We start from the raw sequence: 22541 nt of genomic DNA on the forward strand, positions 1-22541 counted from the left end.
TTTCCCGCTATTGTGGCAGCGGCGGATGGCTCATGGTTTTCACCGGGTGCGACGTGCTGCGGTGCAGCATCCACACGCCCTCCGAGAGGGACGCTCCGGTGCCGCGATGAACGATACGCGAAACGAATGCACGCATTGCCTTTTGCAATTGGACTTTGGCGGGTGAGCCGTGATCATGTGCGCACACCATCCGATAAAGGAGACAGGCACATGCATGCAACTTCGCGTCGTGGATTTCTGGCGGCGGGCGCCGCAGCCGCCATCGGCCTGCCGCAATGGACGGCAGCGGCATCCAGGTATCCGGACAAGACCGTCAAGGTGATCGTGCCGTTCCCGGCAGGCGGAACGACGGACGTGGTGGCGCGACTCATCCTGCAGAAGATGGGCGAGAGCATGGGGCAGTCCTTCATCGTGGACAACAAGGGCGGTGCCAACGGCATCATCGGCACGGAACTGGTCGCGCGCGCACCGGCCGACGGCTACACGCTGCTGTTCAACACCGCCGGGGCACAGACCCTGAGCCCGGTGCTCTACAACGCCAACTACGAGGCGCTCGGCAGCTTCGAGCCCATCGGCATGGTCTGCGACGTGGGCTTCGTCGTCATCGCCCGCAAGGACCTGCCCGCCAACAGCATGGCGGAGCTGATCGCGCTGGCCCACAAGAGCGACAAGCCGCTGACCGCGTCATCGGGCAGCAGCATGATCGCGCTGATCACCGAACAGTTCAAGCGCGTCATCAACGCGCCGAACATCATCAACGCGCAGTACAAGGGGACCAGCCCGCAGATGCAGGCCGTGGTCTCGGGCGAAGTCGATTTCTCGTTCGACTCCTTCGTCTCGGTGGAAATGATCAAGGCAGGCAAGGTGAAGGCCCTGGGCGTGATCCTGCCCAAGCGCGCGGAATCGTTCCCGCAGGTGCCGATGTTCCGGGAGACAGGCATCGAGGACATGGATTTCGCCTCCTGGGCCGGCATGCTCGCCCCCAAGGGAACGCCCCGGGACATCGTCGAGACGCTGTCGCAGCATCTGCGCAAGGCGGCGCAGAGCCCGGACGTGCTGGCCAGGCTCAAGACCTACGACTACCTGCCGCATGCCGCAGGGCCCGCGGAATTCGGCAGGATCATCCAGGCCGACAACGAGCGCTGGAAGCGCGTGGTCAAGGAGACCAACTTCAAGCTGGGTTGACGCCGCGAGTCGGTGCGCGTGCCAGCATGTGCGCCTTGCGCCAGTTGCCGTAGCGGTAGTAGGCCATCGTCATCAGCATCGAGCAGAACGCGCTGATCGGAAAGCTCCACCAGATGGCGTCCGCCCCCCAGTAGGGCTGCAGGAAATGCGCCGCCGGCACCCGGATGCCCCACATGGCGATCGCCAGCATCACCAGCGGCGGGATCACCGCGCCGGTCGAGCGGATCACGCCCGAGAGGACGAAGGTCACGCCGAAGAACAGGAACGAGCCGATCGCGATGTGGTTGAGGTGACGCGCGGTTTCGATGGCCTCGCTGCCGGCGGGCAGAAACCAGCCCATCATGTAGCGGTCGGCCGCGATGATGAGGGCGATCAGGGTTCCCGTCATCGCGACATTGCAGAGCACGCCCGCGCGCGCCGTGCCTTCCACGCGATCCCAGAGCTGCGCACCGACGTTCTGCGCGGCCATCGATGAACATGCCGCGCCGATCGCCATCGCGGGCATCTGCACATAGGTCCACAGCTGCAGTGCCGCGCCATAGGCCGACGCGGTGTGGACGCCGTAGGCATTCACCATCGAAATCATGGCGATCATCGCCAGCGAGATCATCACCATCTGCGCACCCATCGGCAGGCCCTTGGTGACCAGCGCGCGGATGATGGCGCCATCGGGCCGGAACAATGCCAGTTCGTGGCTGCCGATCCACAGGGGATGCTGGCGCATGCGCAGCCATGCCAGCATCAAGGCGAAGCCGATGGCATTGGCGATGAAGGTGGCGAGCGCCGAACCGGTCATGCCCAGGCGCGGCACCGGGCCCCAGCCGAAGATCAGCAAGGGGTTGAGCGCGGTGTCCAGAATCACCACCAGCAGCAGAAACCAGAACGGCGTGCGGGTATCCCCCGCGCCGCGCAGCACGGCGGAGACGAAGGCGAACAGGTAGAGCAGGGGAATCGCGAGAAAGATCACCTGCAGATAGGCCTCGGCCAGTGGCAGCGCATCCGCGGGGGTACCCATCCACACCATGATCCTGCGCGAGAGCGGCCAGCCCGCTGCCGCAATCACCACCGATGCCGCGCCAAAGAACGTGGCGCTCGAGCCCAGCACGCGCTTGGCCTGTGCCAGGTCGTGCGCTCCCATCGACTGGGCCACCAGGATGGTCGCGGCCATGCCGACACCGAAGATCAAGCCGATCAGCGCGAACATCACGTTGTTGGCGTTTGCCGTGGCAGTGAGTGCGGCCTCGCCGAGAAAGCGGCCGATCCACATCGCGTTGACCGAGCCGTTGAGCGACTGCAGCACATTGCCGGCAAGAATCGGCAGCGAGAAAACGAACAGGGTATAGCCGATGGGCCCCCGGGTCAGGTCGCGCGTCGGGGCACGCCGCGTGGAGCGTTCGGGGAGTGCAGTGATGCTGGGGTCGCTGGCAACGGGATCGGGCATGAGCGCGCAGTGTGGGGCATGGGACCTGCACAGTCTGCCAGACAAGGGCGCGAAGCGGGCAGTACCGCATACATGCAGCGAATGGCACGGCCGCCGCAGACGCCGGCGCTTCCTGCCACAATGCACGCTGGACCGCAAGACAATCCAGCATGACCGCTTCCGCTTCCCATTCATCGGCAACGCCACCACCCGCGGCCGCCCCTGGGGCCAGTGCCTGGCCCTCGCGCCATTGGGCCGAGGTCAGCGCGCATGACTTCGCGCTCGCACAGACCCATGGCCTCGCGGCTGAAACCATTGCCGTGCTGCCGGTGGCCGCTGTCGAGCAGCATGGGCCGCATCTGCCGTTGAACGTGGACGCCTTGCTGCTGCAGGGCGTGATCGATGCGGCGCTGCCGCAGATCGACGCATCGCTGCCGGTGCTGTTCATGCCGCCGCAGAGCATCGGCTTCAGCACGGAGCACATCAGCTACCCGGGCACGCTGACGCTTTCTCCCTCGACCATCATTGCGCTGTGGACCGAGCTCGGTGCCTGTGTGGCGCGCGCAGGCGTGCGCAAGCTGCTGCTGCTCAACGGGCATGGAGGCCAGGTCAGCGTGATGGACATCGTCGCACGCGAGCTGCGCGTGCAGCATGGGCTGATGGTCTACAGCGCCAGCTGGTTCAGCCTGCCGCTGCCCGACGACGTGAGCGGCCAGTTCAGCGCGCAGGAGCATCGCTTCGGCATCCATGCCGGGCAGGTCGAGACGTCGATGATGCTGCACCTCGCACCGCATCTGGTGCATATGGAGCGTGCGCAGAACTGGCGGTCCACCTCGCAGGACCGTGCCGAACGCTTCGCCATTCTCGGCAACGGCCGCAGCGCCAAGATGGGCTGGGCCATCGAGGATTACAACCCCAGCGGTGCGGTGGGCGACTCGGCATCGGCTACCGCGGACCAGGGCGCGCGCGTCGTGCAGGCCGCGGCGGCTTCGCTCGCACGCCTGCTGGCGGAGTTGCACGCACTCGAATCACCCGTCGGGCGCTGAACCGAACCGCCGGCGCTTTCGCGCGAGCTCGCGAGCATCCGGCTGCGTCCCCGCCCGCGCATTTCCGAACGAAGACTCACCATGAACATGCCCATCGACATTCCAGCGTATCCCCCCGAGGCCGACAACCTGATCTTCGGCCTGCCGATGGCCATGGCGCAGGCCTTCGGCCTGAAGGGCGAGGCCATCGGCAACGACCGTTGCCGTGTACGCATGCCCTACCGGCAGCAGTTCACCAACAGCCGCGGCGACATGCACGGCGGTGCGCTCGCCACGCTGCTCGACGTGGGCCTTTCAGCTGCCGCGCGTGCCCATGATCCCACGCGCTACGGCGTGATCACCGTGGACCTCACGATCCACTACATCGCCCCCGCGGCGGCAGACGTGATCTGCACGGCGGTGTGCGAGAAGCGCGGGCTGAGCCTGAGCTTCGTGCGTGGCGAAATCAGGAACGACGCGGGCGAGCTGCTTGGCATGGCAAGCGGCACCTTCAAGCTGGTGGACCGGGCTCGCCAGACCGGCTGAGCCTCAGGCGTGCGTCACCCAGCTGGCGTGCTGCTCGGAGTCGAGGTGCGGCAGCGTGTTGAAGGTCTGCAGCATCAGGCGCTTGGGGCTGATGCTGAATTCGCTCACCGCGCTGTTGCGGACACGCATGTTCAGCGCAATCATCACCTCGGCAGGCGTGGAGAGCACTTCGCCGACGGCCGTGGCGATGGGTCCGCCGCTCGACACCAGCAGCACGTTGTGGTTGGCGTGGCGCTCGCGCACCAGTTCCAGCACCCCGCGAACACCACCCGCGAAATCGCTCCAGCTCGGCATGCCGCGTGGCGTGATCGTGCCGCCCATCCACTGCGCCAGTGCATCGCACAGCAAGCGGAAGTGCTGGCGGTAGCGCTCGGGCGTGTCGGCCGCCGGATGAGGGCCCGGCTGGATGGCCTCGATCAGCGCCATGCTTTCGTACTCATTGAGCGCGGGCGTCACCAGGGGATCGCACTGCATCTGCAGACCCTCGCAGATGCCCTCCAGCGTCTGCGCGTGGCGCTGCAGCGATCCCCGGATCACCGCATCGAACTTCATTCCGCGCTCGCGCCAGTACTCGCCGAGACGCACGGCCTGTTCATGGCCGCGCGCGCTCAGCTGGTCGTAGTTTTCAGCGCCGAAGGAGGCCTGTCCGTGGCGTACAAGATATAGCGTTCCCATGGCGCGGATTGTGTTCGCAGGATGCGTGCGGGGCTGTCTCTGCGGAGACTCCCGCACGTTGGCCGGGCCGGGCTGGGGCTGTGGGTCAGTGGCGGTGGATCCGCGCCATGCGCGCGGGGGCAGCAGTCCGCGTTCCTGCAGCCGCGTGAACCATTTGCGGAACATGTCTTCGGTGTCGATGCAGCCGTTGAATCCGGCCTGCCGGATCTTCACCGAACTCATGATGACGGGCGGCAGCGGCGCCTGCTTGCCATGGTTCATCTGGAAGTCGGCATAGGCGGCGCCCTGGCCGATGAATGCCCGGAGATCACGCGGCGCCTTCAGCCCGTACTTGTCGACCAGTTGCTCCCAGGCCGCCTGCTCGTTGGGGAGCGTCTGCGCAAGCGACTGCGGTTCGGGATCGCCGGCTTCCATGCCCAGTGCATCGGCGATGGCAGGCCAGACGTTCTGCCACACGAACACGTCGCCGTTGTCGAGATTGAAGGTTTCATTGCGCGCGTTCGGCGAGGTGGCAGCCCAGGCGCAGGCCTGTGCGATCAGCTCTGCGTCGATGGCCTGGTTGACGCGTTCCGGCCCGCCGGGATAGGCGAGCGGCAGGCCGCGCTCATGGCGCAGCCAGGCATGCACGCCGATCGCGGGAATCGGATTCATGTTGCTGCCCATGGCGTCGCCGAACACGATGCGCGGACGGAAGATGCTGAAGTGCCAGCGCTGCGAGCGAGCCTGTGCCTCGCGCAGGAAATCTTCCTGCAGCCAGTAGAAGTTCTCGTGCTCATCCCGTGGCCAGCGCTCGCGCGCGGGCACGGCGATGCGCGGGTGGATGTGCACGCCATAGGCCTTGCCGCCCTGCATGATGCTCACATGCGCCAGCGCGCTGCCGGCATGATCCAGCGGCTCGATCACGTTGCGCAGCATCTCGAGGTTGATGCGCATCTGATCCCGGTCGCGCCAGCCCCCGACCAGCCCCCCGGGTTGCTCGTAGACGGCGGCGTAGATGACATGCGTGATGTCGTTCCGGCCCGCGAGCGCGGCATCGCACGCGGCGCGATCCTGCAGATCGAGCTGCAGCGACGTCACGCCCTCCGGCAACTGCAGCGGGCGGCGTGCCACCCCGATCACGTTCCAGTCCGCGAGGCTGGCGAAGTGGCCAAGGCAGGCCTGGCCGACCACGCCGGTGGCACCCACGACAAGCGCCGTCTTCATGCTGTTCGAATCCATGGCCGGGGGTCACTTCCTGACCATCGGGCACTTCGACTGCGACAGTGGCAGGAAGGCCTTGTCGCCCGGAACCGTCGCGACGAGCTTGAAGTAGTCCCATGGGTACTTGGACTCCGCCTGCGACTTCACCTGGAAGAGATACATGTCGTGCACCATGCGGCCATCTTCGCGGATGCGGCCGTTCTTGGCGAAGAAGTCATTGATGGGGGTGGACTTCATCTGCGCCATCACCTTGGCGGTATCGTCCGACTTCGCGGCCTGCACCGCCTTCAGGTAGTGCATGGTCGACGAGTAGGCGCCGGCCTGGCTCATGTTGGGCATCTTCTTCATCTTCGCGAAGTAGCGCTTGGACCACGCGCGGGTCTCGTCGTTCATGTCCCAGTAGAAGCCTTCGGTCAGCATCAATCCCGATGCGGTGCGCAGGCCGAGCGCATGCACGTCGGTGATGTACATGAGCAGGCCCGCCATGGTCTGCTTGCTGTTGTTGCCGATGAGTCCGAACTCGCGTGCAGCCTTCACCGCATTGACCGTGTCGGCGCCCGCATTGGCCAGCCCGATGATCTGCGCCTTGCTCTGCTGCGCGGTCATCATGAACGATGCAAAGTCGGTCGCCGCAATCGGATGCTTGGCCGCGCCCAGTACCTTGCCGCCGTTGGCCGTGATCACCTTGCTCGCCTCCTCCTGCAGGCTGTTGCCGAAGGCATAGTCGGCGGTGAGGAAGAACCAGTCCTTGCCGCCGCGCTGCGTGATGGCGCTGGCGGTCACATTGGCGAGCGCATAGGTGTCGTAGACGTAGTGCACGGTGCTCGGCATGCACAGGTCGTTGGTGAGGCGGTCGATACCGGGGCCGTTGAAGACAATGACCTTGTTCTTCTGCTTGGCCACCTCCAGCACGGCCAGCGCAGGCGCCGAGACGGCGACATCCATGAGCGCGTCGACCTTGCCCGTGTCGAACCATTCGCGTGCCTTGCTCGCTGCGATGTCCGCCTTGTTCTGGTGGTCGGCCGTCACGAGTTCGATCTTCTTGCCGAGCACCTTGCCACCGAAGTCATCGATGGCCATCTGTACTGCGGTCACCGTGCCCGGGCCGGTGATGTCGGCGAACGGCCCCGCGAGGTCGGAGATCACGCCCAGGCGCACGACATCGTCGGATACCTGTGCATCCTGTGCGTGTGCGGCGGTGGCTGCAAGGCCCAGCAGCGCCGTGGCGCAGGCCAGCTTGCGGGCGGCCCGGGTGAGGGAGGATGTGGTGCCTTGCCGGACCTGTCGTGTGATGTTGTGCATGCTTGTCTCCTGTTTTCCTGGGTTGTCTTCGGTGTGGATGAGGGGTCAGATCGTGGCGATCGGCGTGACCGGCGAGCCTATGGCTCCGGGCAGCCGCAACGGCGGTGCGGTCAGCAGAAAGCGGGTGCGCTCCAGCGCGTGAAGCCGGTCTGCCAGTTCCTGGAGATGCCAGAGCTCGCCCAGCGGAATGCCCAGCTTGAACAGGCAGTGCTCGTGCAGCGGCAGCACCGCGTGGCGCGCCCCATCGGTGGGTGCATGGCGTGGGGGATGGCGTTCGACGGCGTAGTTGTCGGCGATCAGCGCCGTGAGGCCGCTGTCGGTGATCCATTGCAGCAGACGCGGGTCGCCGCCGTCGAGCGCGGCGCAGCTGTTGTGCAGCCTGTGCGCGTCGGGCTGGCGATTCATGGACAGCACGAGTTCGGCGAAACCGGTGCGCAGCACGACCATGTCGCCGGGCTCCACGGTGGCGCCGGTCACCTGCATGGCGTGCATGAGCTGTTCATAGCCGATGTCCTGGAACTCCATTCCGAACACGCGGGCGATATCGATAAGCACCGCGCGGCCCTGCATGCCCTTGACGGCCAGGTTCTCGATGCCGAGGGCCCTGGCGGCGCTCGACCCGCTGGCGCCGGCGGCCCCCGCGCAGCATGTCGGCTGGTAGCGGCCGCGGGACGGAAGTCCATGATCGACCGGGCCCAGCACATGTTCGTGCCCGCGATAGCCGTTGTAGTAGGTGATGCGCTCCTGCCCGTCGCCCTGTGCATCGAACAGTGAGCCGACATGCGCGAACGAATCCCACTGCGTGGAGTATTGCAGCGACAGCAGCACCTGGTCGTCGCTCACGACATCGCTCGCGCCCGGGTGCACGTGGCCCAGCGGGAAGTTCAGGTAGTCGACGTCGTCGCGCCGCGTGGGCTGCAGCCGAGGTGCATGGCGGCGCACGTTCAGGGTGTTGCCGCCGGGGAAATCAAGCGGCAGCGAGAGACAGAAGCTCAGGCCTTCGCGCACCTCGGCGACGCCCTTGCGCACCTGCTCGGGGCCGATGAGGTTGGTACGGCCAAGCTGGTCGTCCGCTCCGAAATCGCCCCAGTTGGAACCTTCAGGGCGCCGCTTCCATCGCATTGCTGTGTCTCCTTGGCCGTTGTGTTCGGGCATTGAGGCGCAATGGTGGAAGCGAGGTGCGAGGTAGTCAAACCTCTTCCGAAAAGTTTCGTTCCGTGAAATTGATTTTCGGGAAAACCCTTGCAAACATTCCTGTTTTCAAGGGGTGCGCACCGCGATGCCGGCGGGATGCCGCGCAGCATGGAAATTCTGTTTTGACAGACAAAACAGTGGAAGGGGCCGCTTGTCAGCCGGCGAGGACCCGGGAGAAAACGGCGGTATCGACGTTTCCGCCCGTGAGCGCGGCACCCACCACCTGTCCCTTGAGCTGCCCGCGCTCCTGCATCGCGGCGGCGAAGGCGGCTGCGCCCGCGCCTTCGGCAACGTTGTGCGTATCCTCGAAGATGGCCTTCATCGCCGCGGCGATTTCCTCATCGCTCACCTGCACCACGTGGTCGAGATGTTCCATCAGAACCTCGAGCGCGCCGGGATCGGCCACCCGCACGGCAAGACCGTCGGCGATCTGAGTGGAGACGGGGGCCTCGACCACCCGGCCGGCCCGGATCGAATCGGCGTAGGTGGTGGCGCGATCGCTCACCACGCCGACGATGCGCACGCGGTGCTTCAGTGCGAGCTTGGCGGCAATGGCCGAGCAGGCACCCGAGCCCAGGCCGATGGGGACATAGGCCACGTCCATGTCCGGCACGGCGCGAAAGAACTCCCACCAGAGCGTGGAGACGCCGCGCAGCAGATCGGTGTGAAAGCTCGGCACCATCATGGCACTGCCCTGCGCGGCCAGCGCGATCGCATGCTCGCGCGCGGCCTGGAAGTCGTCGCCGTGCTCGATGAGGTCTGCACCGAGCGCGCGCATGGCCGCGTTCTTCTCCACTGAATTGCCATGTGGAACGACGATGGTGCAGGCCACGCCATTCTTGCGCGCGGCCCAGGCGATGCTCTGCCCGTGGTTGCCGCGCGTGGCGCTGATCACCTGTCGGGGCAGTGTACCGCTCTGCGCCAGTTGCTCGAAGAACGTGAGTCCGCCGCGGATCTTGAACGCGCCGACCGGGTTGTGGTTCTCATGCTTGAGCCAGCAGTCCGTGCCAAGGCGTTCGGAGAGCAGCGCCCAGCGATATTGGGGCGTGGCCTGGAATTCCGCGTGGACCGTGCGGGCCGCGGTCTCGATGTCGGCCAGCGTGGGCAGGGCGGTTGCAGGGGAAGGGGAGAGAACGGCGTTCATGGGTAGGGCAGGGCTGGCGATCAGCGGTTGGAAAGGGTGACGGGGCCGCGCGGTGTGCTGAAGGTGGCACGCAGCACGGGCGCGGGCGCATGGGCCGTGGTCATGGTGGTGGCGAGCTCGCCTGGCGGCAGATGGGCGGCGTGCAGTGCCTGCTCAAGCCGCGGTGCCTCGGGATGCGCGAGATGCAGCGACTGCAGCTGCACGCCGCTCGCGGGAAGGCTCTGCACCGGGTGCTGCGCGCCCCACTGGATGAGCGTGGGCAGGCAGCCGTCGAACAGCCGCCGACCATCGTCGCGTACGGTGATCTGCCATTGCAGCAGGCCATCGGGAGTCGGCCGGCTTGCCTCGAGAACGGCGCCACGGTCGATGCCGAGTCGCGACCACTCCGCATGAACGTGCGCAAGGTCGGGCACGGATACCACCCAGTGAATGAGCCGCGGGCCGTTCTGTGCGACCTCGGTGCGAAGCGCATCGTCGTCCATGTCGAACCAGCGTCGGAGGGGCGCTGCGCGTGTTGGTTGGGCCTCGGGGTCGATGGCGATGATCTCGAGATAGGCTCGCGCAAACGCAGCGCCCGACACGTTGATCAGGCGGTTGTGCGTGCCCATCAGCGGATGCGCGCCGCCCGCGGCGGGCGTGATGCCCAGCGTGCGTTCGCACCAGGAGACGCCGGCCTCGAGCGTGTCGGCCATGACCACCAGGTGGTCGAGCTGCGCGGGGGCTCCCATGTCGCCACTCATATCGTGATCGTTCCGGAGATGCAGGTATGGCTGGCGCCGCCGACCCATACCTGGGAGTGTTCATCCTGCGTGATCTCGACGATGCCGTCGCGGTCGAGGCACGTACCCTGCGCGGCGATGTAGGGCGCACGGATATGTCCTTCCTCGATCAGCCATTGCGCGAGCGAGGCGTTGAAGCTGCCGGTGATCGGGTCCTCCACGGAGGTGGTGGTGGCATCGAAGAACACACGCACTTCCAGGTCGGGCGTGGCCGCCTTGTCTGGCTCGCTGCGCGCGAAGGCACGGGCTTCCCGGCTGGCACGGCCGATGAGCCCGGCGTTCTCCTGCGGATAGGGCGCCGCGATGCCGATGTTCACGCCCATCGCATAGAGCTTGGAACAGTCGGGCTGCAGCTCCAGCAGGCGGTCGGGGTTGTTCACGAGCAGCGCCCAGAACAGCGGGCCATTGTCGAGCTTGCTGTGCGCGCCGACCTCTGCGCGCTCAAGCCCCAGCGCCTGGAGCACCGGAGCGAGTTCTTCCTCGGTGACCGCGTGGCGTGTCGAATCGGGTGCGGCAAATGCGAGCGGCGCTGTTGTGTTGTCGGCATCCATGCGAATGCGCACCAGGCCTTTCTTGCACTGCTGCACGACATGGCTGCTGCTGCGCGGCTTGCCGCCGGCCGTCAGCCATGCGTGGCAGCTGCCGAGGGTGGGGTGGCCCGCGAACGGTAACTCATCGCTGGGCGTGAAGATGCGCACCTGGTAGTCGGCGTCGGGGTGGCTTGGCGGCAGCAGGAAAGTGGTCTCCGACAGATTGGTCCAGCGCGCGAAATTCTGCATCTCCGCGTCGCTCAGCCCCTCCGCGTCGACGACGACGGCGAGCGGGTTGCCCCGAAAGGGCGTGGACGAGAACACATCGATCTGCATGAAGCGGCGTTGGCGCATGGTCTGAAGGAAAGAGAGAGTGAATGGAAAGAAAAGAGGAGAGGCGAGGAACCCGGGCCATGTCGGCCGGGTCCGATTCCGGGTCTGGGGCTTGGCTCAGGCCAGGGCCTGATCGAGTACGCCACGCGCGCCGGAGCGCTCGCAGAGCGCCTGGAACCAGCGCTCGATGTTCGGCATGGCCGGGCGTTGCAGCGGGAGGCCGAACCAGCGGTGGATTTCGCAGCCGATGGGAATGTCGGCCATGGTGAACTGCTCGCCCGTCATGTAGGCCTGCCTGCCCAGGTGTGCCTCGAGCAGCGCGAGCAGCGGCACGGTGGCGTGGATCGAATGGGCGATGCGCGATTCATCGCGCTCGCCCTCCGGGGTGCGGATCAGCTGGATGAAGGCGTCGCGGCCCGCAGGATTGAATGTGGTCTGCTGCCAGTCCATCCACTGCTCGGCGATGAAGCGTGCCTGCAGGTCTTCGGGGCAGAGCGATCCGCTCGCGTGGCGGGCGCAGAGATAGCGCACGATCACGTTGGATTCCCAGAGGCGGAAGCCCTCGTCCTCGATGAGCGGGACGAGACCGTTGGGGTTGTGGCCGAGGAACTCGGCCTCGCGCACCAGCCCGAACTGGCCGCCGGCGTCGGTGCGCTGCAGGGTCAGGTTCAGCTCCTGCGCCGTCCACACGACCTTTCGCACGTTGATCGAAGAAGTCCTGCCCCAAAGTCTCAGCATGGTGTGCCTTGCGGGTTGTCGGTTAGTCGGGTGACGGCACAGGCGGGCGCTTCGTGCATGGAGCGCGCCGCCCTGCGGGCCGGATCGGCCGGATTCACATGGCTCAGCGCTGGGCGCCCAGCTCTTCCCTGATTGTGGCGGCCAGTGCGGCGATGGCTGTGTTGATTTGTTCGACCGTCGCGGTCACGAAGGACAGGCGCAGGGTGCGCACATCGGCGTTGTCGGCATAGAACGCGGCACCGGGCACGAAGGCGACGTTGCGGTCGACCGCCTTGGGCAGGAGCTTCGCCGTGTCGATGCCTTCGGGCAGGCGCAGCCACATGAACATGCCCCCGATCGGACGGTTCCACTTCACGTCCAGGCCCTTCATCTCGCGCTCGAGCGCGGCGACCATGGCGTCGCATTGTTCCTTGTAGAGCTTGCGGATCTTGGGAACGTGGCGATCAAGGAAGCCGTTCTTCATGACCTCGGCCACCAGGCGCTGGTTGAAGCTTGGCGTGTGCAGGTCGGCCGCCTGCTTGGCCTGCAGCAGCTTGGGGTAGATGTTCTTCGGCGCGACCACGTAGCCCAGGCGCAGGCCCGGGGCGAGGACCTTGGAGAAGGATCCCATGTACAGGCCACCCTCCGGGTTGCGCGCGGTGAGCGGCAGCGGCGGCTGCTCGTCGAACCACAGGTCGCCGTAGGGGTTGTCCTCCACCAGCGGAATGCCGAGCTCCATGGCCTTGGCCACCAGCGCGGCGCGGCGTGCCTCGGTCATGGTGCGGCCTGTCGGGTTCTGGAAGTTGGGCAGCAGGTACATGAAACGCGCCTTGTCGGCGCCCGTGCCGGCCTTGGCGGCGAAGTCTTCGACGATCGGTCCTTCCTCGTCGCTGGCCACCGACACCACGTTCGGCTCCATCGGCGAGAACGCCTGCAGTGCGCCGAGGTAGGTGGGCGTCTCCACGAGGATGCGGCTGCCGGCATCGATCAGGACCTTGCCGATCAGGTCCAGTGCCTGCTGCGAGCCGGTGGTGATCAGGATCTGGTCCGGGCTCACGTCCCAGGGCAGGAAGTCGGCAATCGCATTGCGCAGCGGGATGTAGCCTTCGCTCGCGGCATATTGCAGCGCGGAGGAGCCGTCAGTGTCCAGGATGGCCGCGGCGGCCTGCGCGAACTCGCTGATCGGGAAAGTCTTGGGCGAGGGAAGGCCGCCTGCCAGGCTGATGATGCCGGGCTTCTCGGTCACTTTGAGGATCTCGCGGATCACCGAGGGGTTCATTTTTTCGGCGCGGGCGGCCAGGGTCCATTGGGTCATGATGCTGCTAGGGTCAGTGGTGTGGCGGTCAGGGGCACATCGTCTTCGCGAGGTGCCAGGATGATCGAACGTGGGTGAAAACAGTGGGAAGGTAGTGGAATTAGACGCTAAAAAACGGGTGCATCGGCGGTGCCTGGGCGGGTGGGGCGTTTTCAGGTGCGGAGCATCCAGAACGCCGTGAGCACCAGGATCAGGGCCATGAAGCGGTTGAACCACAGCAGCCGCTGCCCGATGGCCAGCCAGTGGCGCAGCACGGCGCCGACCGAGGCATACAGCAGGTTGCTGCTGAAGGCAAAGAGGGCCATCACGGGAACCACGACCGCCAGTCGCTGGCCGATGTTGTCGTGCCCGATGATCCAGCTGCCGACGATGGTGAGCGCCAGCATCCATGCCTTGATGTTCACGAATTGCAGTGCCGCGCCCTGCCAGAAGGTGATGTCCATGCGCGAGGCATCGGCGTCCGACAGGCGCGCGCTTCGGCTGAGCTTCCAGGCAAGCCACAGCAGATAGCCGATGCCCACGATCTTGATGCCCCAGCGCAGCGCGGGGACCGCCATCATCACGGCGCCGAGCCCGCCGGCGCACAGCAGCAGCAGCGCGCACCAGCCCACGGGAACCGACAGCACGAACCGCATGGCGGGGCGGATGCCTCGATTGGCCGCGAGCGCGGCGGCCAACGTGGTGTTGGGGCCGGGCGAGAAGCTCATCGCCGTGGCGAGAACCAGCAGTGCGGAGAATTCAACGAAAGGCATGGGCTGACGCGTTGTGTTTTTCGAGGGTGTGGAAACCACTGTAGGTTAAAAAACCATTACAGTACCGATACAGTCAGGCTCTACAAATCATGTTCTGTATTGGTCTGCTCTCCAGTACAGACCGTGAACGAAGAGCGCAACCCCACGCATTGCAACAGCAGCCATGGCACTCACCCGCACCTCGGATCAGACCCTGACAGACCAGCTTGTGGACCGCTTTGCCGAGCGCATCCGCATGCGGCTCCTGCCCGCCGGTGCGCGCCTGCCTTCGGTGCGCGCCTGTGCGCACCAGCAGGGCGTGAGCGCCTATACGGTGGTGGCCGCCTATGACAAGCTGCTGGCCCAGGGGCTGGTCGAGGCACGCCGCCAGCGCGGCTTCTATGTGCGGGACCTGCTGCAGAAGACCGCTGCTGCGCCGGCGCAGGATGGCAAGGCGACCTCTGCGGGCGTCGGCCTGGCGGAGATTGTCAGGGCCGCCTCTCCGTCGCGGCCGAGCACCGCGCGCTCCTCGGGCTCGCGCATCAATGCCGCGGCCCTGATCCGCGGCATGTTCTATCACGCGTCCGATCATCCGCAGCCGGGCTCGGGCGTGCTGCCCGTCGCCTGGCTCGAAGAGGCGCGCTTCATGTCGGCGGCGGTGCGCAAGATCACCAACCTCGAGACCCTGCGGCAGGGATCGCTGACCTATGGCGAGCCGATGGGGGACCGCGGCCTGCGCGAGGCACTGGCGCAGCGGCTGACGGACGTCGATATTGCCGTGGGGCCGGACCAGATCATGACCACGGTGGGCGCGACCCACGCGCTCGACATCATCAGCCGCTCGCTGCTGAAGGCGGGTGATCCGGTAATGGTGGAGGAGCCGGGCTGGTCCGTAGAGTTCGCGCGGCTCGATGCGCTCGGCATGAAGGTGCTGCCGGTGCCGCGCGGCCCCGACGGCCCCGACCTGGCCGTGATGGCACGCTACTGCGAGACCCATGCCCCCAAGCTGTTCGTGAGCGTGAGCGTGCTGCACAACCCCACGGGCTACAGCCTGTCGCCCGGCAGTGCGCACCAGATCCTGCAACTGGCCGAGCGCTACAACTTCCACGTGGTGGAGGACGACACCTACGGGCACATCGCTCCACCCCATGCCACGCGGCTGTCCACGCTGGACGGCCTGCGGCGCACCATCTACGTGAACGGCTTCGCCAAGATCCTCGCGCCCGCCTGGCGCATCGGCTACATCGCGGCGCCGGAGGAGATCGTGGAGCGGCTGCTCGATACCAAGCTGCTGTCCACGCTGACCACGCCCAGCATTCTCGAGAAGGCGCTCGCGCTGTGCATCGACCAGGGGCAGCTGCGGCGCCATTCGGATCGCATGCGCATGCGCATCGCCGCGGCGCGTGCGCGTGCCGTGCAGGTGGCGCTGGAGGCGGGCGTCACGTTCGCCTCCGAACCGGCCGGCATGTTCGGCTGGGTGGAGACCGGCGTCGATACCGACATGCTCACGCAGCGCATGCTCGACGAGGGCTATCTGATAGCGCCCGGCGCGCTGTTCCACGCGACCCGCCAGCCCTGCACGCTCATGCGCATCAACTTCGCCAACTCGCAGGACCCGAACTTCTGGCGCGTGTGGAAGCGCGTGGTGGCCGAGAGTGGTGCCGCTGCGAGCGGAGGCGCCTGAAACCGGCGATACGCTGCGAGATTGTTAACAATCAGCGTTTAATCTCACCAATTGAATCGGTGCTTTCAATCAAGGCATCATGTATTGGCTTATCGTCAAACATTCGAAATAACAATTGGCGTGTTCGGAGCCCAGGTTGTTTGATTGGCAGTGGGTTTGCACATACGGCCTTTGATAGTGAGAAGCCGGTATCATTTCGCTTACATCCTGAAATGAGCGTGTACATCGCCGCATGTCCGTTTTTCTGAAACGGTTGGTATCGGAATGGACCGTGGCCGCACCAGCAATGCGCACGATGAAGATGAGTTCGGCGATGAGGCCCGTACATGGAGAAACAATGCAATCTCGACTGACAAGCTCTGGTGATCCCGCGGTCCCCGTGTCAGTGATGACGGTGGCAGAGCTGCAGGATTCGCTGCTGATGGTGATGCATGACCTGCATCGTCTCGAAGGATTGCTGGGCGACGCCACCGACAACCTGCTGCAGCGCTTTGGCGAGGCCAACGGATTGCTGGGCGACGACCTGGTCATGCATTCCGAGCGGCTGGAGCGTGCCCGGGCGGCGCTGCGCAGCGCCGTCACCGAACTGCAGTTCCACGACATGGCCACGCAATTGATCACGCATACCACCCAGGTGGTTCGCTCCTGTGCGTTCCAGTTGGGTGCCGAGGCCATGGGGCAGGGGGACGAGCCCGCAGCGGAGCCCGATGCCGCGCCGGCACGTCCCAATCCCGTCACGCAGAGCGAAATGGCGGCAGGCTCCATCGAGCTGTTCTGATGGCCGCGTACCACCCGCCAGTGCCCGTCCCCGAAATATTGAAAGTTCTATAAGGTTCACACGTACATGCCGTCCATTCTTGCTGTTGATGACTCGCCTTCCATGCGAAAAATGGTGTCCTTCACGCTGACCGGCGCGGGCTACCAGGTGGTGGAGGCGGTGGATGGACAGGATGCGCTCGAAAAGGCCGAGACGCACGATATCGACCTGGTGCTGGCGGATCAGAACATGCCGCGCCTCGATGGCATCGGCCTCACGCGCAAGCTGCGCGAACACCCCAAGTTCAAGAGCACGCCGATCCTGATCCTGACGACCGAGTCGAGCGAGCAGATGAAGCAGGCAGGGCGCGCCGCAGGCGCGACGGGCTGGCTGGTCAAGCCGTTCGATCCCAACCGCCTGATCGAGGTGATCCAAAAGGTTTTGCGCTGAAGCCGCAGCGGGCGCTGCGTTGCCGACATTCGTGGAGAACAGCATGGCCGATACCCACCCGCCGCCGGGCACTGGAGCAGGATCCCAGTTCGACCTCAGCCAGTTCTACCAGATCTTCTTTGACGAGGCTGCGGAGAACCTCGATCAGATGGAGCACATGCTGCTGCATGTCGATCTGGCCACGGCCAACGACGAACAGCTCAACGCCATCTTCCGCTGCGCGCATTCCATCAAGGGCGGCGCGGCCACGTTCGGCTTCGCGGACATCGCCGAACTCACGCACCAGATGGAATCCCTGCTGGACCGCGTGCGCCGCCGTGAACTCTCCCTGACCCCGCATGTGGTGGACGTGCTGCTGGATTCGGCCGACCTGTCGCGCGTGTTGCTGGCAAGGCACCAGGGCCACCAGTCCGGCGAGCCGCCATCGACGGCGGAGCTGGTGCGCCGCATCAGCGAGGTGATGGCGGGCAGCCAGCCCTCTGCGCTGCCCTCCGTCATCGACTCGGTCATCGACAGCGGTTTCGAGGCCACCCATCTTCCCGTCGATGAGCAGAGGCGCCCGCGCAAGCTGGTCCTGCGCATCGGCCCCATGGCGACGGCCGAAGCCGCGGACGAGATTGCCAGCCTGCTGTGCAGCTTTCCCCATGTGGAGCAACTGCATGAGCTGCCGGTGCTGCAGGCGAATGTCCGCGCGCTGGTCGTGGAGACCACGCTCACCGACGAGGAGTTGCGCGATCTGCTGGCGTTCCATGCCACGACGGACCAGTTGGGCATCGAGGTCGATCCGGGCCACGATGCGCGGGAGGCCCTGCCTGCGGCGAGCAGCTTCAATTCGGCGATGAGCGACATGGAGGACGAGTTCTTCGGCCTGTTCTCCGGAGCACCGGGCTTGCCCGCCGAGAACGCGGCAGAGTCGGCGGCCGTGCCTGCCGGTGCAGCGCCTGAGCGGCCGACAGCATTGTCGGCTGCCGCATTCGAGCACAAGGTGGGCGGCAACGGCAACGGCAACGGCAACGGCAACGGCACCGGCGCGGGCATCGAGGCCGCGACGATACGGGTCGCGGTTCACAAGGTCGATCAGCTCATCAACCTGGTGGGCGAACTGGTGATCACGCAGGCCATGCTGGCGCAGAACAGCCGCGACCTCGATCCGCGCCTGCACCAGCAGTTGCTGGCGGGGTTGGCGGATCTGGACCGCAACACGCGAGAGCTGCAGGAATCGGTGATGTCGATCCGCATGATTCCCATGTCGGTGGTCTTCAGCCGCTTTCCGCGCATGCTGCGTGACCTGGCGCTCAAATGCGGAAAAAACGTGGAACTGGTGACGATCGGCGAGGCGACGGAACTCGACAAGAGCCTGGTCGAGAAGATCACCGATCCGCTGACGCACCTGCTGCGCAACAGCTGCGACCACGGCATCGAGACGCCTGCGGAGCGCGTGGCTGCGGGCAAGCCCGAGCACGGGACGATCACGCTGTCCGCGTCGCACCAGGGCGGCTCGATCATGATCGAGGTGCATGACGACGGGCGCGGACTCTCGCGCGAGAAGATCCTGCGCAAGGCGCGCGAACGTGGCCTGGCGGTGTCGGACCTGATGAGCGATGCGGAGGTCTGGAGCCTGGTGTTCGAGCCCGGGTTTTCCACCGCCGAGGTCATCACCGACATCTCGGGCCGGGGCGTCGGCATGGATGTCGTCAAGCGCAGCATCGCCGCACTGGGCGGCAGCGTGGAGATCGATTCAGCCGAAGGCTACGGCACACGTATCTCGGTGCGCCTGCCGCTCACCCTGGCCATCATGGACGGCATGTCCGTGGCCGTGGGCGATGAGGTCTACATCCTGCCGCTCTCGGCGGTGGTCGAGTCATTCCAGGTGACGGCCGGCAGCGTGAATACGGTGGCGCGCGGCACGCCACTGGTGAAGGTGCGCGACGAATACATGCCGGTCGTCGAACTGGACAGGCTGTTCGACGTGCCGCGCAAGGGCGCGGTAGCCGGTGCGGTGACGGGTACGGGTACGGGTACGGGTACGGGGCATGCAGCCATCATGGTCGTGATCGAGGTCGATGACAACCGCGCAGCCCTGCAGGTAGACCAGCTGCTCGGGCAGCACCAGGTGGTGGTCAAGAATCTCGAGACCAACTACCGCAAGATACCCAACGTGTCGGGGGCCACCATCATGGGAGACGGCTCCGTTGCGTTGATTCTGGACACCGCCGCGATCGTGCGCCGTGCGCGCGGGTCGCGCCCGCTGCCACACGAGATCGGATATCAGGAACTGGGGGAGTTGGCATGACCATGGGGTTGCCGCACGGGCTCGATGGCACGGTGGAGGGCCGCGAATACCTTACCTTCCGCATTGCGCAGGAAGAGTACGGTATCGACATTCTCAAGGTGCGGGAGATCCGCCGCTACGAGGCGCCCACGCGCATCGCCCGCACACCGGCCTTCATCAAGGGGGTGGTCAACCTGCGCGGGACGATCGTGCCCATCGTCGATCTGCGCATGAAGCTGCATCAGGACTGCAGGCCTGTGTACTCGGAGTTCACCGTCGTGGTCATACTCAATCTGCTCGACCGGGTGGTCGGGATCGTGGTGGACTCGGTCAGCGACGTGCTGCGCCTGTCGGACGAACAGATCAGCGATGTGCCCGAGTTCGAAGGCGCCATCGAGGTGGACAGCATCGAGGGGCTGGGCACGGTGGGTGACCGCATGCTGATCCTGCTGGATATCGAGAAGCTCATGTCCAACGTGGACATGGGACTGGTCGCGGCGGACGCCTGACGACGACATGGATGTGGCGACCATGAACGGCGCAATCGGCTCTCTGTACCCGGATCGTCCGGACCATCCGGAGGATCGTTCGGATACGCGGCGCCGGCGTGCGGCTGCACGCCTCGTCGAAGATCCGGATGACGGGGCCGAGGCGCGCGAGTTCCATTGGACGCGAGAAGACTTCGAGCGCATCAGGACGATGATCCGCGAGCGTGCAGGCATCCACCTGCACAGCGGCAAGCAGGCCATGGCCTACAGCCGCGTGGCCCGCCGCCTGCGTGAAACCGGACACACGAGCTTTCATGAGTACCTGAACTGGCTGGAACTCCAGGAGGACGCCGAATGGCAGGAGTTCGTGAATGTACTGACCACGAACCTCACGGCCTTCTTTCGCGAGCCGCATCACTTCGATCTGTTCGCGCAATGGCTGTCCCGGCATCCGCAGGGCCCCTGGAATGTGTGGAGTTGCGCGGCATCGACCGGCGAGGAGCCCTACTCGATCGCGATGGCGGCGCAGGAAGTTCTCGGAGGCCATGCGTCTTTCAAGGTGCTGGCGAGCGATATCGATTCGCGTGTGATCGCGCGTGCGCAGGAGGGCGTCTATCGTTCCGATCATCTCAAGGGGTTGAGCGAGGAACGGTTGCGCCGCTTCTTCCTGCGCGGCACCCGCACGAATTCGGGACTGGTGCGCGTTCGTCCGGAACTGCGCCAGGCGGTCGAATTCATGCACATCAACCTGATCGATGACGACTGGCCGTTCAAGACGCCGCTGGACGTCGTGTTCTGCCGCAACGTGATGATCTACTTCGATGCGCCGACGCAGCGCCGCGTGCTCGAGCGCCTGCACCGCGTGATCCGGCCGGGCGGGCTGCTCTTCGTGGGGCATGCCGAACATTTCAGCGATGCCAGGGACCTCTTCGTCCTGCGCGGCAAGACGACGTACGAGCGCCTATGAGTGCCGACTTGTCCCTTCCCGGCAGCCGCCTGCCCCGCGCCATCTCGCTGGAGGAGCTGCGCGAGCGTCCGGCCAGGCCCGGCCAGGCGTCGTTCTTCTTTCACGACAACCATTTCCAGCACAATGCAGTGAAGGTGCTGCCGGGCGAGTACTACGTCACCGACGAGAACCTGCTGCTGGTCACCGTGCTGGGTTCGTGCATTGCGGCCTGCCTGTGGGACAGCCGCATGGGAGTGGGGGGAATGAACCACTTCATGCTGCCGGTGGGCGATTCGACGGATCTCTCGGGCCGTTATGGTTCCTACGCGATGGAGTTGCTGATCAACGAAATGATGAAGCGCGGCGCGCGGCGCGAATACATCCAGGCCAAGATCTTCGGAGGGGCGCAGGTGATCCATGGTTTCACCAACATGAACGTCGGTGAACGCAACACGCAGTTCGTGCGCGACTACCTGCGCACCGAACGCATTCCGGTCGTCTCGGAGGATGTGCTGGACATCTTTCCGCGCAAGGTGGTTTTCTTCGGCACCTCGGGCAAGGCGATGGTCAAGCGGCTTGCCCATACGCACCGAGAGGAACTGGCCGCCCAGGAGGCGCGCGGCAATGCCGCCTCGGTGGTACGCGCGACGCGCGGCGGGTCGGTGGACATCTTCGGCCAGCGCAGGGGGTGAGGGCATGGCAGCCAGAACGCGTGTGCTCGTGGTGGACGATTCGGCGCTGGTGCGCAACCTGCTCAAGGAGATCATCAACCGGCAGCCCGACATGGTGTGCATAGCGACCGCCAACGATGCGCTTGCCGCGCGTGAGCGGATCCGCGACCTCAACCCCGATGTGGTGACGCTCGATGTGGAGATGCCCCGCATGGACGGCATCGACTTCCTTGAGCGCCTCATGCGCCTGCGGCCCACGCCGGTGCTGATGATCTCCACGCTGACCGAGCATGGGGCGGAGGTCACGCTGAAGGCGCTGGAGCTGGGGGCGGTCGACTTTGTCGCCAAGCCCCGGCTCGGCATCGAAAATGGCTTGCTCGAGCTCGCGCAGCAGATCGTCGAGAAGATCCGCATCGCCTCGCAGGCGCAGGTCCGGCGCCTGCCCGCGGTCACCCTGTCATCGGTGCGCCGGCTGCGCGAACTCACGGGGACGCCCAGGGCGGAGACGCTGATTCCCCCGAACATCGGAGCATTGCTGAACGACAGGCTGATCTGCATCGGTGCCTCCACGGGCGGGACCGAGGCCGTGCGCGAGTTGCTGTCCGGCATGCCGTGCGACGCGCCGGCCATCGCCATTGCGCAGCACATGCCGGCCGGCTTCACCGCCAGCTTCGCGGCACGGCTTAATGAGCTCAGCCTCATTACCGTGAAGGAGGTCCAGCATGGCGAACCATTGCTGCCGGGCCACGCCTACATTGCTCAGGGCGGCAAGCACTTTGCCGTGGCAAGGCGCGGTGGTCGCTATGTGGCGTCGGTGTTCGACGGCGAGCCGGTCAATCGCCACAAGCCGTCGGTCGATGTGCTGTTCAGGTCGGCTGCGTTGGCCGCCGGTCCGCATGCGATTGGCGTGATGCTGACGGGCATGGGCAACGACGGAGCGTCGGCGATGCGCGAGATGAAGGAATACGGCAGCTACAACTATGTGCAGGATCAGAACTCCTGCGTCGTGTTCGGCATGCCGCGCGAAGCCATCGCCCATGGCGCCGAACATGAGGTGCTGCCGCTGTCGCAGATCGCCCCGGCGATTCTGGGGCGCCTGCGGGGCCTGGGGACGGCGGGCGCCACCCGGGATGATTCGCCGCGTTGAGGGGCGAAAATCCGGGGGGCGCCTTCAGGC

The 22541-nt window shown here is 65.7% G+C and carries 21 protein-coding genes and 1 pseudogene; 11 read left to right on the forward strand and 11 right to left on the reverse strand.

Annotation, left to right across the window (positions count from 1 at the left end):
* Positions 1-210: 210 nt before the first annotated feature.
* Entirely contained in the window at positions 211-1185 is a 975-nt protein-coding gene (locus H9K76_RS22665; protein ID WP_187597493.1) for a Bug family tripartite tricarboxylate transporter substrate binding protein, read from the forward strand.
* Here H9K76_RS22665 and H9K76_RS22670 read toward each other — a convergent pair.
* The gene (locus H9K76_RS22670; protein WP_187597494.1) at positions 1172-2626 is read right to left on the reverse strand and encodes an MATE family efflux transporter; all 1455 of its coding nucleotides are present in this window, start codon (positions 2624-2626) and stop codon (positions 1172-1174) included. The two genes, H9K76_RS22665 and H9K76_RS22670, sit on opposite strands and share 14 nt — an antisense overlap.
* Positions 2627-2775: 149 nt before the next feature.
* Here H9K76_RS22670 and H9K76_RS22675 point away from each other — a divergent pair, with 149 nt between their 5' ends.
* A complete protein-coding gene (locus H9K76_RS22675) occupies positions 2776-3651 on the forward strand; it encodes a creatininase family protein (RefSeq protein WP_187597495.1) in 876 nt (291 codons plus the stop codon).
* A gap of 81 nt (positions 3652-3732) precedes the next feature.
* Complete coding sequence (locus H9K76_RS22680) at positions 3733-4176, forward strand: PaaI family thioesterase (protein ID WP_187597496.1); 444 nt, start codon at positions 3733-3735, stop codon at positions 4174-4176.
* Between the two features lie 3 nt (positions 4177-4179).
* On the opposite strand, the gene H9K76_RS22685 is transcribed toward H9K76_RS22680, so the two are convergent.
* The 10 genes and pseudogenes from H9K76_RS22685 to H9K76_RS22730 form a co-directional block, all read right to left on the reverse strand.
* Complete coding sequence (locus tag H9K76_RS22685) at positions 4180-4851, reverse strand: histidine phosphatase family protein (RefSeq protein ID WP_187600802.1); 672 nt, start codon at positions 4849-4851, stop codon at positions 4180-4182.
* A 333-nt stretch (positions 4852-5184) separates the two neighbouring features.
* Positions 5185-6069 (reverse strand): annotated as a pseudogene (locus H9K76_RS23630) (SDR family oxidoreductase); the annotation flags it as partial.
* A gap of 9 nt (positions 6070-6078) precedes the next feature.
* Complete coding sequence (locus tag H9K76_RS22695; RefSeq protein ID WP_187597497.1) at positions 6079-7353, reverse strand: ABC transporter substrate-binding protein; 1275 nt, start codon at positions 7351-7353, stop codon at positions 6079-6081.
* A gap of 45 nt (positions 7354-7398) precedes the next feature.
* Positions 7399-8475 carry a cyclase family protein gene (locus H9K76_RS22700; RefSeq protein ID WP_187597498.1) on the reverse strand — a complete coding sequence of 359 codons (1077 nt, stop codon included), beginning with the start codon at positions 8473-8475 and terminating at the stop codon, positions 7399-7401.
* Between the two features lie 226 nt (positions 8476-8701).
* Positions 8702-9691: a threonine dehydratase gene (locus H9K76_RS22705; RefSeq protein ID WP_187597499.1), complete on the reverse strand. Its 990-nt coding sequence runs from the start codon at positions 9689-9691 to the stop codon at positions 8702-8704.
* A 20-nt stretch (positions 9692-9711) separates the two neighbouring features.
* Positions 9712-10431: a VOC family protein gene (locus H9K76_RS22710; protein WP_246475205.1), complete on the reverse strand. Its 720-nt coding sequence runs from the start codon at positions 10429-10431 to the stop codon at positions 9712-9714.
* Complete coding sequence (locus tag H9K76_RS22715) at positions 10428-11354, reverse strand: PhzF family phenazine biosynthesis protein (RefSeq protein WP_187597500.1); 927 nt, start codon at positions 11352-11354, stop codon at positions 10428-10430. Before H9K76_RS22715 ends, H9K76_RS22710 begins: the two co-directional genes overlap by 4 nt.
* Before the next feature lie 96 nt (positions 11355-11450).
* A complete protein-coding gene (locus H9K76_RS22720; protein WP_187597501.1) occupies positions 11451-12071 on the reverse strand; it encodes a glutathione S-transferase in 621 nt (206 codons plus the stop codon).
* A 103-nt stretch (positions 12072-12174) separates the two neighbouring features.
* Complete coding sequence (locus H9K76_RS22725; protein ID WP_187597502.1) at positions 12175-13365, reverse strand: aminotransferase-like domain-containing protein; 1191 nt, start codon at positions 13363-13365, stop codon at positions 12175-12177.
* Positions 13366-13517: 152 nt separating this feature from the next.
* Positions 13518-14117 carry a LysE family translocator gene (locus H9K76_RS22730; protein WP_187597503.1) on the reverse strand — a complete coding sequence of 200 codons (600 nt, stop codon included), beginning with the start codon at positions 14115-14117 and terminating at the stop codon, positions 13518-13520.
* 163 nt (positions 14118-14280) lie between these two features.
* Between H9K76_RS22730 and H9K76_RS22735 the strand changes: the two genes are divergently transcribed.
* From H9K76_RS22735 to H9K76_RS22770, 8 genes are all read left to right on the forward strand, one after another.
* Complete coding sequence (locus tag H9K76_RS22735) at positions 14281-15780, forward strand: aminotransferase-like domain-containing protein (protein ID WP_187597504.1); 1500 nt, start codon at positions 14281-14283, stop codon at positions 15778-15780.
* A 337-nt stretch (positions 15781-16117) separates the two neighbouring features.
* Positions 16118-16558, forward strand: a complete 441-nt coding sequence (locus H9K76_RS22740) for a hypothetical protein (protein ID WP_187597505.1) — start codon at positions 16118-16120, stop codon at positions 16556-16558.
* A gap of 66 nt (positions 16559-16624) precedes the next feature.
* Positions 16625-16987 carry a response regulator gene (locus H9K76_RS22745; protein ID WP_187597506.1) on the forward strand — a complete coding sequence of 121 codons (363 nt, stop codon included), beginning with the start codon at positions 16625-16627 and terminating at the stop codon, positions 16985-16987.
* A gap of 43 nt (positions 16988-17030) precedes the next feature.
* Entirely contained in the window at positions 17031-19280 is a 2250-nt protein-coding gene (locus H9K76_RS22750; protein WP_187597507.1) for a chemotaxis protein CheW, read from the forward strand.
* Positions 19281-19282: 2 nt separating this feature from the next.
* Positions 19283-19768 (forward strand): chemotaxis protein CheW, encoded by a 486-nt coding sequence (locus H9K76_RS22755; RefSeq protein ID WP_425489715.1) that lies wholly within the window; start codon positions 19283-19285, stop codon positions 19766-19768.
* 22 nt (positions 19769-19790) lie between these two features.
* Complete coding sequence (locus H9K76_RS22760; protein ID WP_187597509.1) at positions 19791-20714, forward strand: CheR family methyltransferase; 924 nt, start codon at positions 19791-19793, stop codon at positions 20712-20714.
* Entirely contained in the window at positions 20711-21385 is a 675-nt protein-coding gene (cheD, locus tag H9K76_RS22765; protein WP_187597510.1) for a chemoreceptor glutamine deamidase CheD, read from the forward strand. Before H9K76_RS22760 ends, cheD begins: the two co-directional genes overlap by 4 nt.
* A gap of 4 nt (positions 21386-21389) precedes the next feature.
* Positions 21390-22511, forward strand: coding sequence for a protein-glutamate methylesterase/protein-glutamine glutaminase (locus H9K76_RS22770; protein ID WP_187597511.1), 1122 nt, complete (start codon positions 21390-21392; stop codon positions 22509-22511).
* Positions 22512-22541 lie beyond the last annotated feature (30 nt).

It is taken from the genome of Diaphorobacter ruginosibacter, assembly GCF_014395975.1.
GTDB classification, from domain to species: Bacteria; Pseudomonadota; Gammaproteobacteria; order Burkholderiales; family Burkholderiaceae_C; genus Diaphorobacter_A; species Diaphorobacter_A ruginosibacter.